The following is a 14,884-nucleotide window of genomic DNA, read 5'->3' as shown; positions in this document are numbered from 1 at the left end:
CCGGTCGCGTCCGCGACGACTCACGCCGCGGGGGCGGTGAGCTGGAGTTCCATGGCGATCCGGGTCAGGCCCGCCTTGTTCGGCATGCCGGTCTTCTGCCGGACCCGGTGCACGTAGGTGTCCACGGTCGCCTTGGACAACTCCAACCGGGCGCCGATCTGCTTGTGTGTCAGCCCCTCGGCCACGAGCCGGAGCACGTCGCGCTCGCGCGGGGTCAGCGACCGCGTCATGGCGGTCGGCTCGGCGGGCGGACGCGGCTCCTGCGCGCGGCCGGGATCGGGCTGCCCGTCGGCGGCGAGCGCCGTCCGCAGCTCGCCGTCGAGATACACGTCGCCGGCGGACACCGCCGCGATGGCCCGGAACAGGGTGCCCACGTCCGCTCCCTTGCAGATGTAGCCCCCCACGCCCCGCCCGAGGGCGGCGCGCACGTCGGCCGGGCGGCGCGACGCGGACATCACCAGCAGCGCCAGGTGCCCGAACGGCCGGGCCGGCAGCCCCGGCCCGGGGAAGGGGTCCGTGACGACCACCGTCGGCTCCCCGCCGTCGGCCTGCGCCGCGCACTCGTCGAGGGTCGCGAAGACGCCCAGGAACCGGATGCCGGCCGAGGCCCTGAGCACCTCGGCCACCCCGCGGAAGGTGACCGAACGATCGTCGACGACGCCCACCCTGCAAATCACGCGTGCCCCTCTCCGGCGATGCGGTGACGGACCGGAACGCCCCGTCACCCCGTACGGGACACCGGGGATGCTCCCCTTTTCGGTGTCCCACAGCACGGTAGGCCGCATGACGTACAAGGATGGTACAGACGGCGTACATGTCGGGCGGGCCGCCGGGCGAGGGGTCGCGCCGCGCCCCCGGGCCGACCGGTGCGAGCAGGGTGGGAGCCCTGGCGGGCACCGGCCCGCCGGGGCGTCGACAGGCACGCCCGCGGCGTCATCTTTCGTTGTCCATGGGGCGGCCCCGTCAGGCCGACGGTGATTCCGCAGGGTGACGCCGGGGGGCCTACCGCGGCGCGGCCCGCCGGAGCACGGCGTGCGGCCGGCCGACCTGGGCGGACCCCGGGTCGGCCGGCCGCTGCCGGAGGCGGGTGCGGGTCAGACGGCCCCGACGACCGCCGGCTCGGGGTCGGCCGGGGCGGCGGGGGCCGGAACGGCCGCGGGGTCGACAGCCGACGGCCGCGCGGGCAGGTACTTGCCGAGCTTGCGGATCCGCCTGGCGTTGTTCTCCAGGATGTCGATCGACGGCAGGTCGGTGTCGATCAGCACGGTGCTCGGCTCGGCGGCGGCGTTGTGGATGTTGCGCAGCAGGGTGTGGAACGACCGCGGGAAGAGCGAGCGTACGAACTTGGCCTGCTGCAGGCCGCGCCGGGTGCTGGTGATCGGCTTCGACCAGTCGATCTGCCCCGGCCGGAACCGGTGCCGCCGGACCAGTTCGCGCCGGAACTCCGCCCACGGCACCAGCTTCAGGTCGAACCGGTCGGCGATCTGGTGGGTGGTCGCCGGGGTGACCGGGTAGCTGATGGCCCGCGGCGTCTTGGACAGCGCGTTGTCCAGCACCGACCGGGCGAGCACGTCGCTCGCCACGATCGGACTGGTCACCTCCGAGTCCCAGATCAGCCCGAGCTGGAGGATGTGCGAGATCATGTTCCAGAACGAGTACTCCATGCCGGGGTCCTTGAACCCGGTGGTGGGGCCGCCCAGGGCGAACGGCGCCTGGTAGATGTGGATCGGCACGCCGTCCCGGTTCGCCCGCAGGGTGGTGTGCTTGACGACCCACTTCATCTTGCTGTAGCCGCAGTAGAAGAAGCTGTTCCGGAAGAAGTCGCGCCACTGCTGGTAGACCTCGCTGCCCACCGAGCCGATGACGTGCAGCGTCTTGAACCGCTTCTCCAGGCAGAACTCCGCGAGCCGCAGCGTCGGCAGGACCTTCTCCCGCCGGTACCGGGCGTAGGGGTACTCGTGGGTGGTGGCGCCGGCGGCGTCGATCACCACGTCGACCTCGGTGAGCAGCGTGTCGTAGTCGGCGGGGGAGAGCCCCATCGCCGGCTCCAGGTAGCTGCCCTCCAGGACCGTCAGCTTCCCGGTGTCGGGCAGCGTCATCTGGTACTTGCGGGCCTGTCGGGCGATGCGCTCCTCGCCGGACTTGTCGCCCTTGCGCCGGACCAGGGCGTAGACCGCCGAGACCCGGGGGTCGTCGAGCAGCTCGCGCAGCATGTGCATGCCGACGAAGCCGTTCGCGCCCAGCAGGAACACGGTCTTCGGCTCGTCGTCGCCGCGGCGCGGGAGGCGACTCGCGACCACGCGCGGGTCCTCCGAGTAACCGAGCGAGAGCCTCTTCGGGTTGCCGGTGGCGAGCGCGATCCGGTCACTGTGGTGACGCAGGGAGATGTGCATGGTTCCGCCTTTGCACGAAGGTTGGGTGTGGTGGAGTCGGGAGGGGGCGGTGTCGGTCGTCAGGCCACGCGCCGGTCCAGGTGCTGCCAGAACCTCTCGCGCAGCTCCCGCCGCAGGAGCTTTCCGCTGGGGTTGCGGGGCAGGTGGTCGACGAACTCGAAGCCCGCCGGGATCTTGAAGTCGGCGATCCGTCCGCGCAGGAACGTGGTGAGCTCGCGGGCGGTCGCGGGCCGGTCGGGCTGGGTGACCACGAAGCAGTGCACGACCTCGCCCCAGTGTTCGTGCGGTACCGCGACGGCGGCCGCCTCGACCACGCCGGGGTACGAGCAGACCGCGTTCTCGATCTCCGCCGGGTAGACGTTCTCGCCGGCCACGATGATCGTGTCCTTGATCCGGTCGCGTACGAACAGGAAGCCCTCGTCGTCCAGGTAGCCGGCGTCGCCGGTGTGCAGCCAGCCGTCGACCAGGGTCGCGGCGGTGGCGTCGGGCAGGCCCCAGTACTCGATCATCCGGGCCGGGGTCGACAGGCAGATCTCGCCGACCTCGAACGCCGGCAGGACACGCCCCGCGTCGTCGATGATCTTCACGCCGATGCCCGGGTACGGCCGGCCGGCCGCCTGCATCCGCGGCCCGCCGACGACGTGTTCCGACGGCGGCAGGCAGATCGCCGTGTTCCCGCTCTCGGAGAGGCCGTAGATCTGCGCGAAGTCGCAGCCGAACATGTCGATGCTGCGGCCGAGCAGCGCCTCGGAGATGGGCGACCCGCCGTAGACGATCTTGCGTAGCGAGACGAAGTCCTCCCGCTTCGGCCGGGGCGGGGCGAGCATCATCTGCAGCTGGGCGGGGACGACGCACGCGGTGGTGATGCCGTGCTGTCGGATGACCCGGACCGCCTCGGGCCCGGAGAACACCCGCACCGACACGTTGGTGATGCCGGCGCTGAATCCCTGGATCGACCACCACAGCCCGCCGATGTGGAAGCCGGGGATACCGATCAGGCTCACGTCGTCCGGCCGCCAGTCGATCCAGTCGAGGCCCTCGGAGGCGAGCGCGTCCCGCACCGCGAAGAAGCTGCGGTGGGCCAGCACGACGCCCTTGGGGTTGCCCGTCGTGCCGCTGGTGTAGACCTGCGCCAGGGGCTGCTCGTCGGTCCAGGACGGGGCCAGGTCGCCGTCCTCGTCGCCCTGCCAGCCGGTGAAGGCGCCCAGCGACACGACCTCGCGCAGTTCGGGCAGGTCCGGTCGCAGTTCCTCGGCGGTCTGCAGCAGGTCCTCGTCGCAGAAGAGGACGGTGCTGCCGGAGTCGCGCAGGATGTGGTGGATCTCGCCGCCGCGCAGCCGCCAGTTCACCGGGACCAGGACGGTGCCGGTCTTGGCGCAGGCGAACAGGATGTCGTAGTAGTGCTCCGACTCCTTGCCCAGGTAGGCGACGCGGTGCCCGGCGGCGGCCCCGGCGCGGCGCAGGGCGTGCGCGGTCCGGTTGCTCGACCGGTGCAGCTGCGCGTATGTCACCGAACGGTCCTCGCACCGCACCGCCGGGTGGTCGGGCCGGTGCTCGGCGTGGAAGGCGACGACGTCGTGCACCGTGCGCAGGTGCGGGTGGTAGGCCGAGACCGGCGCCGCCGGCTCGGCGATGCCCCCCACCTGCCTCAGGTACCTGACGATCGCCTCACCGGAGGCGAGGGAGGGCAGCATGTTCGGGTCGATCTCGATGCCGAACGCGTTCTCCAGCGCCATCATGAGCTGGATCTGGCGCAGCGAGCTCCAGCCCGGCACGGTGTCCGGTTCCAGTCGCTCGGGCAGCTCGTCGGGTGCGACTCCGAACACCGACGCGGCCACCTCGCGGACGCGGGCCTCCAACATTGCTACTCCTTAAGCCGTCCCGCCGGAGCCGGACCGGCCCTGGGCGAAGAAACGTTGCGTGATCCGGGAGATGGTGCGGAAGTCGTCGGTGGTCACCTCGTCGAGGGAGATCTCGGTGCCCAGCTCCGCCTCGATCAGGTAGAGCAGCTCGACGAAGTGCATCGAGTTCAGGACCCCGCTCTCCACGAGGTCGTCGTCGACGCCGACCGAGTCGATGTCGGGGCATCTGGCGCGCAGGAACGTGGTGATGAATTCGGGGACCGTCTCGGTCGGACTCATGGCGACTCCCGGTGGCGCGTCGGGGCGGGGAGGATCTTCGTGGTGGTGCGGGCCGCGCTCGGCTCGCCGGCGCAGCGGTGTTCGGCGACGGGCCGCCCGACCTGGAGGCCGGTCGGGATGAGGCGGTTGGTGCGCAGCGCGACGGCCGGGTCGCGCAGCAGCGGGTTGGTGCCCCGCACGGTGGCGGAGAAGAGCGCGAAGATCGGGTCGATGACCTTCGTCGCGCCGTCGGCGTCCTCGACCTCGACCCAGGCGTGGACCAGGTCGAGCATGCCGACCACCCAGCCGATCCGGGTGACCGCCGGGATGCCGGCCGCGGCGCAGAGCTGGGCCAGGTAGCGGCTGGCGGAGGCGCAGCTCGCCACGCCGTGCGTCTTGATCAGCTCGACGTCGTCCTGCAGGGCGGCGGGCAGCTTGACCCAGCGCAGCTCCATGGCGGCGAACTCGGCGGCGATCGCGCGCAGCTCGGGGGAGCGCAGCCGGGACTGCTCGCCGGTGGTGTGGACGGTGGCGGTGACGGCGAGCCCCGACGCCGCGCGTACGACGTGGTCGCCGCCGCCGTCGGGATGCCCCGTCCGCCCGGCGCCGTCGTCGGCGGGCTCGACCGTCAGGTCGCTCACCGCACCGCCGCAGCGGTCCGGGCGCGGCAGGGCGAGCATGCTGGTCGGCGCCGGCCCGCACCGGTCCGCGGCGCACGCGACCCGCAGTTCGAGCCGGGAGGCGCGGGGCGCGAGCAGGTCGTCGGTCGACGAGCGCATCCACCGCAGCGAGTAGGCGAAGGCCTGCTCCGGCACGGTCGTGCCGGTGCCGGAGTACAACGCCAGGTTGAACAGGTCGCGGGAGTCGAAGTGCTCCGCGCCCCGGTCGCCGCTGGCCGGCAGCCCGTGGTCGAGCAACGCGGAGAGCGTGTCGTCGTCGCAGCCGAGGATCTGCTTCGCCGAGTCGCGGTCGACGTCGTCGAGCCGGTGCTCCGGCGGGATGGCGAAGAGCGTGGCCAGTCCGCCACGCAGCCCGGTGGCGGTCATGACCGCGCCGGGTTGTCGCGCCACATCGTCTTGATGACGCTTCCCGTGCTCAGCACGTACTCGTCGACCGTCTTCCAGCCGAGCATCTCGTTGATCTGCACCTGTTCCGGCCCGGCCGAGGTCTCGAGGTAGCCCGGCAGGCCGAGGGCCTCCGCCCGCTTCTGGCCGGCGCGGATGAGGACGTAACCGACGCCGACGGAGTCGGCCCTGCGGCCGAGCACCGCGAACCACACGTGCGGTCGATCGGGGCGCATCCGGTCCAGCGCGTTGGAGATCCGCACCGCGCGCACCACCGCCCGCGGCCCGGAGAGCAGGCACGCCACCGCGCGCAGCGCCCACCCCCACCACGGGGTGGTGCGCTCGTCCCCGTAGAGCACGAGGACCCCGTCGAGCCGCTCGGCGCGGTACGCGGCCAGGATGATGCCCGAGCCCATCAGCTTGGCGGTCAGCAGTTCGGCCAGGTACAGCGCGGTCAGCGCCAGCTTCCGTTGCCAGCGGGGGAGCGAACCGGCAGCGGCCCAGATGGCCCCGTCCTGATACGCCTCGGCGAGCAGTCGCGCGCCGGCCCACAGCCGTCGCCATTCGAGGTCCCGGACCTCGAGTGCGGGCTCCGGGCGCGCGATTAACTGACTGTTCACATTTTCACCCCGTGTCGAGACAGGAGCCCGTTGACGTGGGCGAATGTATCGGCCACGGGTAACCGTCCGGTAATAGAAAGTGTTCGGTTTCCGCCTTGCGGATTCGCCCCGAGCCCTTTGTGGAAACCGTGCCGGCGCTGCCGAACCGAAGCCGGTCGGCCCGGTCGGCCGTTTCCGCCGGCGGCGCGCGGGACGGCGCCGGCGACGATTGTCGAGGGAAACGGCGGGGCCGCAGCTGTCGACAGATCTACCGACGGCTATGTATTGTCACGGCCTCGATCGCGGGCCCGACAAGTCAGGGAGCATGTGATGGAACACCTCGACCCGTCAGGATGCTGCGGTGACGGCCCCGCCGTGGGCCTCGACCGCCGGGCGCTGCTGCTCGGCGCCGCCCTCGGCGCGGGCGCCGTCGCCGGGCTGGTGGTCCCCGGTCGGGCCTACGCCGCGCCCGCGATCCACAATCCCTTCACCGCGTACCGGGTCACCGGCACCTGGCAGGACCACCTGAACCGCGGCTCGCTCGGCGGCGTCGACTTCGGCATGCCGGTCGGCACCCGGCTGCCCGCCTGCGGCGCGGGCACCGTCCAGAACACCCCGTACAACGGCACGGGCGGGCACACGGTCACGATCCACCACGCGGACGGCTACCGCAGCCAGTACATGCACCTGTCGCAGTTCCTGCTGGGCAACGGCGCCGCCGTCTCCAGCGGCACCGTCGTCGGGCTCTCCGGCGGCGCGGCCGGCGCCCCCGGCTCGGGCTCGTCCACCGGCCCGCACGTGCACTGGCACATGATCAACCCGGCCGGTACGCGCATCAACCCCCTGACCTACGTCGGGCAGAACCCCGCCCCCGGAGGGTTGCCCAAGAGCAGCACCGAACAGGACGGCGTCCCGGGCGCCATCCTCTACCAGCGCATGCAGAACTGGCTGCGGCTCACCGCCGGATACACCGGGCCCGTCGACGGCGCGCCCGGCCCGAGCACCTGGGCCGCCCTCCAGCGGGCCATGAGGGCCTACGGGTACACCGGGCCCATCGACGGGCAGCCGGGCCCGAACACGTGGCGCGCCGTGCAGCGCCTCGCCTCCGGCCACGGCTACGGCGGACCGATCGACGGGGTGATGGGGCCCAACTCCTGGCGCGGCTTCGCCCGCTTCCTCAACCAGGACAGGTGGAACTAGGCCGCGTCCCACGGGCCCGGCCCGCCCGCGCCGGCACCCCGGACCTCGCCGCGCCGCTCGCCGCCGGGCCCGGGACCCGCCTCGCGTACACGGGCCGGGAGGGCCGGTGGCGCGACCGGCAGGTGCTGCCCGCGGCGTACGTGCGGCGGATGACGGCGGAGCGGGTCGACACCAGCGCCGTCCCGTACGGCCAGCCCTGCACCCGCGGCTACGGGCTGGGCGTCTGGATCGACCGGGACGACACCTACCGGCTGGACGGCCGCTACGGTCAGTACGTCGTCGTCAGCCCGCTGCGCCGTGCCGCCGTCACCGTCACCGCGCACGCGGAGCGGAACTGCTCACCGCGATCCACGAGCTCGTCGTCGCACGGTGCTGACGCCCGGGCGGCCGCTCCCGCGTCGCGCGCGGGAGCGGCCGGCGGGGATCAGCAGCGCGGCACGCCGGGGATGAAGCCGTCGTGGCCGGTCAGGACGAAGGCGTCCGAGACGTACCGGTTGGTGCCGATGCGGTCCCAGATGTTGCTCGTGCCGTACGGGCCGGTCACCGTGGTGCCGACGGTCTGGCAGTAGATGCTGACCGTCGCGCCGTCGGCGACGGAACCCACGACGGCGTACCCGGTGCCGGGGCCGGAGCGCACGTTGAGGCCCGCCCCCTCGGCGTTCACCGTGCCGGAGCCGACGCCGCTCTGCTGGTTGACCAGCTGGAGGTAGTAGGTCCAGTTCCAGTTCGGCCCCGGGTCGGTGTGGGTCGCCCCGGGCACCTCGCGGTGACCGATGATGTGCGCCCGGTCCTTCGGGATGCCGTACTTGTTGGCGAGGGCGCGGGTGAGCGTCGCGGACGCGCGGTACATCGCGTCGGTGAACCAGGCCGGGTTGTCGACGTAGCCCTCGTGCTCGATGCCGATGGACTGGGTGTTGTAGGTCCAGTTGCCCGCGTGCCAGGCGATGTCCTTCTCCCGCACCGACTGGGTGACCGCCCCGTCGGAGGAGCGGAAGGTGTAGTGCGCGCTGGCCTGGGCGGCCGGGTTCTGGAACCAGCTGATCGAGCCGGCGTAGCTGCCCTGCGTCACGTGGATGACGATGTACCGGACGGGGTGGCTGGTGGGTCGGCTGCCGACGGTGTAGTTGCTGGTGCTGGCCGGTGCCCACGCGGCCGGCCCGTAGTCGGTGCTGAGGACGCCGGCCTGGTCCGGAGCCCGGCCCGGCACGTCGCGCCGGGGTGCCACCGGGCGGCCCGGAACCGGCGCCAGCTCGCGGCTGCCCGGCGCGAAGCCGCTGCCGAGCAGGTCGTACACGGCGTCCGCGTAGAGCCGGGCCAGCGACGGGGTGGCCGCGCCACCGTAGCGGGCCACCGGCGCGTACCACTCGTCGAGGTCGTCGCGTTCGGCCGCGTCCAGGCCCGCCTGGTCGGCGTAGGAGCGCAGCACGGCGGCCGCCCCGGTCACGTTCGCGGCGGCCTCGGCGCGCAGTGCGCCGAGGCCGAGCCCGGTCAGCGCCGCCGCCTCGTCGAGGGTGCGCAGCTCGGGGTTGCTCACCAGGTGCATGAGGCCGTACCCGTTGGCCGCGCTCGGCGCGCCGCCGTGCCCGTCCAGGCGGGTCTCGGCGTGGCCGAGGGCGACCAGCAGGTCGCGGGGGACGTCGTAGCGCCGCGCGGCGGTGTCGAACGCGGCGGCCAGCCGACCGGCCGCGGGCGGGCCCGCGTCCGGGGCGGCGGACGCCGGCGCGGCGGCCAGAACCGGTCCGGCGGACAGGAGCATGGTCGCGGTCAGCGCGGCGCTGAGCAGACCATGGGTACGCCGGGAGGCGAGTCGCGTCGTCACCGTCACCCCTCAAAATATTGGTCGACATCGATTGAAGTCGACGGGTGGCGGTAACGTACACCGCGGCGGACGGCGATGTAAATGCCTTCCGTCGAGGTGCGGCTGGCCGGCGAAATCCTTCATCGCCCCGCTCGGGCCGGTGCTCGCGGACGACGCCGGACTCACCGGCTGACGACGCCGCCGCGCCCGTGCCCGGTGATCCCGGCCCGGATGGTGCGCCCCGGCTCGGTGCTCACCACGATCGTCCGGCGACGGCGGGGCAGCGACGGCCGCCTGCGCGGACCGTTCAGCGAGAGGCAACGATCGGGGCCCGCCGGTGGTGGTGGACCCGCGGGGGCCGGCCGGGCGGCGTCACGACCCACCGATGCGGGGCGTGACGCCGCGTACCGGCACCGGGGCTCCCGGGCGCCCGCCCGGGCGCGAGCGGTACTCCGGCACGCCCACGCAGGTGAAGAGCAGCCCCGCGACGTCGTCCGGTTCGCCGAGCAGCCCCGGGACCTCCGAGTCCAGGAAGGTCATGCCGGAGGCGCCGGCGCCCAGCGCGTACGCCGCGAGGTGCAGCCGGCCCTCGACGAGCCCGGCGGCGAGCTGCGCGTCGCGGTAGCCGCGGTCGTCCAGGTGGGACAGCGAGGTGGCGGCGATCACCACGTACGCGGCGTCCCCGGCGAGCCCCTGGCCCAGGCAGACCCGCAGCAACTCGTCGCGCAGGTTCCCGGCGCGCAGCGGGGCGCGGAGGTCGGGCCACCGGTAGAGCCCGGGCGGCAGGTCGTCCACGCCGTGCACGGCGACCCAGTGCGGCACCGTGACGCCGCGCAGGGCGGCGGAGAGGGGCCACTCCAGCAGCTTCCGCGGCAGTGTGCGGGACCGGTCCATCCGCCGCTGCGACCCCCGCCGGCGGACGACCTCGTCGAGCGGGTCGGACGGCGGGTGGGCCTGCAACGCCTCGCCCCGCGGCCAGGGCGGGCCGAGCACGTCCCGCTCGCCGGCGCGTTGCGCGGCGGTGCACAGCGGCAGCTCGACCGGCGGCAGTTCCCCCGGGACCGCCGGCCCGGTGGGCCCGACGGCGGGCTCGCCGTCGCCGAACGACAGCAGGGCGAGCGGGTGTTCGTGCACGCCGTCCGCGCCGACGAGCGCGCGCACCGCGGCGTCCGGGAAGTGCGAGCGCAGTCGCGGCGCGAGACCGGCGCTCGCCGCCGCCGCCGACAGCTGGGACAGCAGCGTGCCGGCGTCCCAGTAGAGGTGCCGCCACCCGCGCTCGGCGTAGCGCCAGCCCGTGCGCCAGGGCACGCCCGTCACCACGAGCGTGGTGGCCGTCCCGGTGGCGGCGGGGCCGACCTGGACGAGGGCGTGCCGCCGGGCGTCGTACCAGTGCACGCCGTCGGGGACCCCCGCGACCCCGCGGGTGCTCGCGTAGACCTCCAGCGGGAAGCGTGCCCCCGCCGACCCGGCGGCGCGGTAGAGGACCGGACGGCCGTCGCGCTCGGCGGTGCGCACGACGCCGGCGCCGAGGAAGAGCACGCGGCCGAGCTGCGCCGCGTCGAGGGGCCGTGCCGCGGCGGCGACGCCCGCCAGCACGGCCGTCGCGGGGACCCCGGGATCGGGCAGGTCGCGCGGCAGGGCGAGCACGGGTGGGCCGTCCGGGTAGCCCTTCATCGGCGGCGGCAGGGTCGCGGGGTCGTTCGCGGCGAGGTCCCGGCGGACGCGCGGGTCGTCCACCGGCATGTCCCACTCGCGGCTCGGCACGTAGGACGTCAGCCGGTGCAGCAGCCCGGCGCCGGAATCGAGGTCCATCCGGCCATCCTGCCAGGGCCGCGCGCGGCGGTGCGTCCGCCGGACGCCGCGACCGCGCCGATCCTCGTGCGCCGGCGCCGCCGCCGCCCGTTCGGCGCCGGCCCCGCCGCCGCTCAGCCGCTCTCGACCTCGACGGCGAACTCGCTCAGCGCGATCCGGTTCGGCAGGCCCGTCTTGCCCAGCAGGCTGGAGACGTGCCGCTCCACGGTGCGCGGGGAGAGGTGCAGCCGGCCGGCGATCTCCCGGTTGCTCAGCCGCCCGACCAGCAGCCGCAGCACCTCGAACTCCCGTACCGTCACGCCCACCGAGCGCAGGCCGGGGGGAATATCGCCGGCTCCGGAGCGGCGTTGCGTCACGCGCACCCCGGCCTGGCGCAGCAGGGCCCGGCAGGCGCTGGCCACGGCCGGCACGTCGCTGCGGTGGAAGTACTCCTCGGCGGCGCGCAGCCACTGCACCGGCTGCCCCCAGCCGTCGGCGAGGGCCGGCTCGCAGACCAGCCGCAGCGCGAGGTGCCGCCCCATCGCGTACGGCGCCCCGGCCCGCATCGCCTCGGCCGCCGCCTCCTGCGCCGCGTCGGGCCGCCCGGAGCGGCCGAGCAGCACCGCCTTCGCGAAGAGCGCGAACTGGAGATCCCAGCGCAGCCGGCTCGCCGAGTCGCCCTGCACCGCCTCGTACGCCGACCAGCCCGCCTCGCCGGACATCACCTGGAGCAGCAGGTGCAGCCCGTGCCGGCCGGAGAGGTGGAAGACCGTGGGGCTCTGTTCCTGGGCGCTGAACGCGCGGGCCAGCTCGTCCAGGGCGCGCGGCCGGTCCTCCTCCAGCAGGGCGCAGAAGGCCCGGGCCAGCCCGTGCACGCGCGAGGCGTGCAGGGCCTGGTCGCCGTCCCACCGGCGGAACTCGGCCAGCGCGTGCTCCATCTCCCGGCGCCGCCCCTGGTGCCCGGCGAGCACCGCCCACACCAGCAGCACGTACTGCGTGGTCTCCAGCAGCTTCAGCCGGGTGGTGGCCGCCAGCACCTGCTGGACGAGGCCGTCGGCGGTGGCGAAGTCGCCGCGCAGCACCGCGTGCAGCGCCAGGCTCGCCTCCGCCTGGTGGCGCGCGGTCACGGCGCCGGCCTGCGAGGCGCGTTCCCGGGCCTGTTCGAGCCGGTCCAGGCTGGCGTCGCGCAGCGCGTCGTCGTTGCCGAGCCGGATCAGCGCGTGGATCTCCCAGATCGGCAGCCGGTGCTGGGCGGCGATCGCCAGGGCCCGCTCCAGGCAGCGCGTCGCCTCCGCCGGGTCGCGGTGCCGGACCAGCGCGCCGAGGAGCTGCCACGCCTGGCAGGCCACCACGGGCAGCGGGACCGCCTCGGCCACGGTGGCGGCCCGGCGGGCCAACGCCTCGGCCGTGTCCAGCTGGTCCTGCCCGGCGGTGTCCAGCACCAGGTGGGCGGCGACCACGTCGACCGGCGCGGTGTCCTCCGCGGCGGCGTCCGGGCCGAGCAGGGCCCGCGCCTGCTCCACCTGCGCCAGCCCCTCGGCCGACCGACCGGCGACCGTCGCGGCCCAGGCCAGCCGGGTGTGCAGCTGCGCCCGCCGGCGCGGGTCGACACCGCCGATCCGGTCGAGGGTGCTGACCGACGCGAGGGCCCGCTCGACGAGTCCCGCCTCGGCCAGGGCGTGCAGCAGGGTTTCGAGGGCGGCCGCGCGCGCCACGGCGTTCTTCTCGCCGAGCAGGCCGATCGCCCTGTCCAGCAGGGCGACGGCGGTGGCGGCGCCACCCTGGGCCAGCGCCCGGCGGCCCGCCTCGGTGAACAGCACCCCGGCCGCCTCCGGGTCGTCGGCCTCCAGGTGCAGGGTGGCCGACACCTGGCACCACTCGCCCGGCAGCCCCGGGAAGACGGCCTGCACCGCGTCGGCCATCCGCCGGGCGAGCCGGACCCGGTCGGCCGGGCCGAGGAGGGTGAGCAGCGCCTCGCGGGTGAGCCGGTGCCGGAAGGCGTACCAGTCGGCGAGCTGGTCGTCCACCGCGACCAGCCGCCCGGCGACGTCGCCGCAGAGGTGGTCGAGCACCTCGCGGTCGCCCAGCCCGGTGGCTTCCTGGACCACGACCAGCGGGAACCGCCGCCCCAGCAGCGCGCCCATCGAGAGCAGCTCGCGGGCCCGCGGGCCGAGCTGCTCGACCCCCTGCTGCATGCCCCGGGCCAGGGTGCCCGGCAGGGCGGGGGGCAGCTCGTCGGACATCCGCCAGCCGCCGGGACCGCCGATCAGCAGCCCGCCGTCGACCATGCCGGCGACGAGTTCCTCGATCAGGAAGGGATTTCCGGCGCTGGCCGTCGAGACGAGGGCGTGTGCGGTCGGCGGCACCCGCTCGGCGGCGACGCCGAGGCAGGCGCCGACCATGCGCCGCAGCTCGTCTTCGTCGAGCCGGCCCAGCTCGATGAGGGTGCACCGACCACGTTGGGCCGCCGAGCGGGCGATGGTCAGCGCCGCGCAGGGCTCGGACCGGATCACGCCGAGCAGCATGGTCGGTTGCAGGGCGAGATTGTCGATCAGGTACTCCAGCACGGCCATGGTCTCCGTGTCGGCGTCCTGGAGGTCGTCCAGCAGCATCAGGCAGCCCCGCCCCGCGCCCGCCACCCCGGTCAGCCGCAGGACGGCCTCCGCGAGGATCACCAGGGACGTGTTCTCCTGGTCGGCCGGAGGCCGTCCCCAGTCGGGCACGAGCCGGCCGAGGATCGGGCCGTACGGCCCGAGCACGGTGGGATCGACCGGCCCGGAGCGCAGCAGCGACAGCAGGGCCTCGGTCAGGGGGCGCAGCGGGACCGAGGCGCCGATCGTGCTGCCCCGGCCCCGCATCACCCGCATGCCCGCGGTGGTGGCCAGCTCCGCGACCGTCGAGGCGAGGCGGGACTTGCCGACGCCGCTCTCGCCGACCACGAACACCGCGCCGCCGAGCCCGGCCTGGGCCGATTCGAGGCTGTCCAGCACCGCGCGGAGTTCGGCGTCCCGACCGATGAACTTCGAGGAGCGGTACACACCCGCACGCTATCCGAGGAAGCAGGCGCCGGCCCAACGCGGTGCTCCCGCCCTCCGCCCCGGGCGGCTCCTGCCGCCCCCGCGACTACCGCGACATCACGAACGGGTCGTCGGGGCAGCAGGTCGTCAGGGCCGCGGCCTCCGGCGCCGCGCCACCGCCGCCGATGAGGCTGCCGACGACCATGCCCACGGGCACCACCAGGCTGGCCAGGGCGGCCGCGCGGATCCCGAAGGTCACCGCGGGCTGCAGCCACATCGCCCCGACCGGGTCGTCGATCGGTGCCACGGGGTCGGTCTCGTCGCTACGACGCGGGAAGAGCTGGTTCTCGGACAACTGTCATTCCTCCTGATGGTGTTCTCGTGGTGTTCCGGGAGCCGTTCGCTCCACTGGAGATGGTCGTCCCCGCGGCGGTGCCGCTCAACCCGGAGGCGGCGGTTGAGGGGTCGGCTCCAGCAGCAGCACCGAGGGCACCGCCGCGACCCCGGAGAGCCGCAGCAGCTCGTAGCCGATGCCGGCCAGGCCGGTGAGCAGCCCGGGGGTGGGCACGCCGCCCGGGGTCCCGCAGGACGGCCCGTACCGGTCGACGGCGTCGAGGACCCGGCCGAGGTGCCGCCGTGCCGCGTCCCCGCCGGGGACGATGCCGCGCAGCGCCTCGGCGACGCCCAGCTCGCCGTGGCAGAGGCTGAGGTCACCGAGCAGCGGGCGGTCGGTGAGGGGGCGTACCGCCCCGGCGGGGCGCTCGGGCGCGGGCCCGCCGGCCGGCGCCTCCGGGGCGGGCGTGTCGGTGTCGAGAGCGCCGCGGGCGAGCGCCACCCCCGCCGCGCCCCGGCACCAGCCGGGTCCCGCCCCCTCGGCGGCGAGGTCGCCGGCGCGGCGCAGC

The 14,884-nt window shown here is 74.5% G+C and carries 12 protein-coding genes; 1 reads left to right on the top strand and 11 read right to left on the bottom strand.

Annotated elements, in window-relative coordinates; genetic code table 11:
• Positions 1-20: 20 nt before the first annotated feature.
• The 6 genes from V6V16_RS15095 to V6V16_RS15070 form a co-directional block, all read right to left on the bottom strand.
• The gene (locus V6V16_RS15095; RefSeq protein WP_334562664.1) at positions 21-677 is read right to left on the bottom strand and encodes a response regulator transcription factor; all 657 of its coding nucleotides are present in this window, start codon (positions 675-677) and stop codon (positions 21-23) included.
• A 417-nt stretch (positions 678-1,094) separates the two neighbouring features.
• Complete coding sequence (locus V6V16_RS15090) at positions 1,095-2,393, bottom strand: SDR family oxidoreductase (protein ID WP_334562663.1); 1,299 nt, start codon at positions 2,391-2,393, stop codon at positions 1,095-1,097.
• A 59-nt stretch (positions 2,394-2,452) separates the two neighbouring features.
• On the bottom strand, positions 2,453-4,255 hold the full coding sequence (locus tag V6V16_RS15085) for a long-chain-fatty-acid--CoA ligase (RefSeq protein WP_334562662.1): 1,803 nt from the start codon (positions 4,253-4,255) through the stop codon (positions 2,453-2,455).
• A 9-nt stretch (positions 4,256-4,264) separates the two neighbouring features.
• Entirely contained in the window at positions 4,265-4,534 is a 270-nt protein-coding gene (locus V6V16_RS15080) for an acyl carrier protein (protein ID WP_334562661.1), read from the bottom strand.
• Positions 4,531-5,559, bottom strand: a complete 1,029-nt coding sequence (locus tag V6V16_RS15075) for a hypothetical protein (protein ID WP_334562660.1) — start codon at positions 5,557-5,559, stop codon at positions 4,531-4,533. Before V6V16_RS15075 ends, V6V16_RS15080 begins: the two co-directional genes overlap by 4 nt.
• A complete protein-coding gene (locus tag V6V16_RS15070) occupies positions 5,556-6,197 on the bottom strand; it encodes a hypothetical protein (protein ID WP_334562659.1) in 642 nt (213 codons plus the stop codon). The genes V6V16_RS15075 and V6V16_RS15070 overlap by 4 nt, the downstream gene beginning before the upstream one ends.
• A 309-nt stretch (positions 6,198-6,506) precedes the next feature.
• On the opposite strand from V6V16_RS15070, the gene V6V16_RS15065 reads away from it, so the two are divergent.
• Positions 6,507-7,376, top strand: coding sequence for a peptidoglycan DD-metalloendopeptidase family protein (locus V6V16_RS15065; protein WP_334562658.1), 870 nt, complete (start codon positions 6,507-6,509; stop codon positions 7,374-7,376).
• Positions 7,377-7,800: 424 nt separating this feature from the next.
• Here V6V16_RS15065 and V6V16_RS15060 read toward each other — a convergent pair whose 3' ends face one another.
• The 5 genes from V6V16_RS15060 to V6V16_RS15040 form a co-directional block, all read right to left on the bottom strand.
• Positions 7,801-9,195 carry an N-acetylmuramoyl-L-alanine amidase gene (locus V6V16_RS15060; protein ID WP_334562657.1) on the bottom strand — a complete coding sequence of 465 codons (1,395 nt, stop codon included), beginning with the start codon at positions 9,193-9,195 and terminating at the stop codon, positions 7,801-7,803.
• A gap of 351 nt (positions 9,196-9,546) precedes the next feature.
• On the bottom strand, positions 9,547-10,986 hold the full coding sequence (locus tag V6V16_RS15055) for a nitroreductase family protein (RefSeq protein WP_334562656.1): 1,440 nt from the start codon (positions 10,984-10,986) through the stop codon (positions 9,547-9,549).
• Positions 10,987-11,099: 113 nt separating this feature from the next.
• Complete coding sequence (locus tag V6V16_RS15050) at positions 11,100-14,003, bottom strand: helix-turn-helix transcriptional regulator (protein ID WP_334562655.1); 2,904 nt, start codon at positions 14,001-14,003, stop codon at positions 11,100-11,102.
• Between the two features lie 85 nt (positions 14,004-14,088).
• Complete coding sequence (locus tag V6V16_RS15045) at positions 14,089-14,337, bottom strand: hypothetical protein (protein WP_334562654.1); 249 nt, start codon at positions 14,335-14,337, stop codon at positions 14,089-14,091.
• A gap of 84 nt (positions 14,338-14,421) precedes the next feature.
• Positions 14,422-14,884: lanthionine synthetase LanC family protein (locus V6V16_RS15040; protein WP_334562653.1), on the bottom strand; the 463-nt coding region annotated here is incomplete at its 5' end.

This window comes from Micromonospora sp. CPCC 205561, from assembly GCF_036906775.1.
In the GTDB taxonomy this organism is placed as follows: Bacteria; Actinomycetota; Actinomycetes; order Mycobacteriales; family Micromonosporaceae; genus Micromonospora.
Note: the sequence above shows the minus strand (reverse complement) of the source record. Positions and strands in the feature narration are given on the sequence as shown.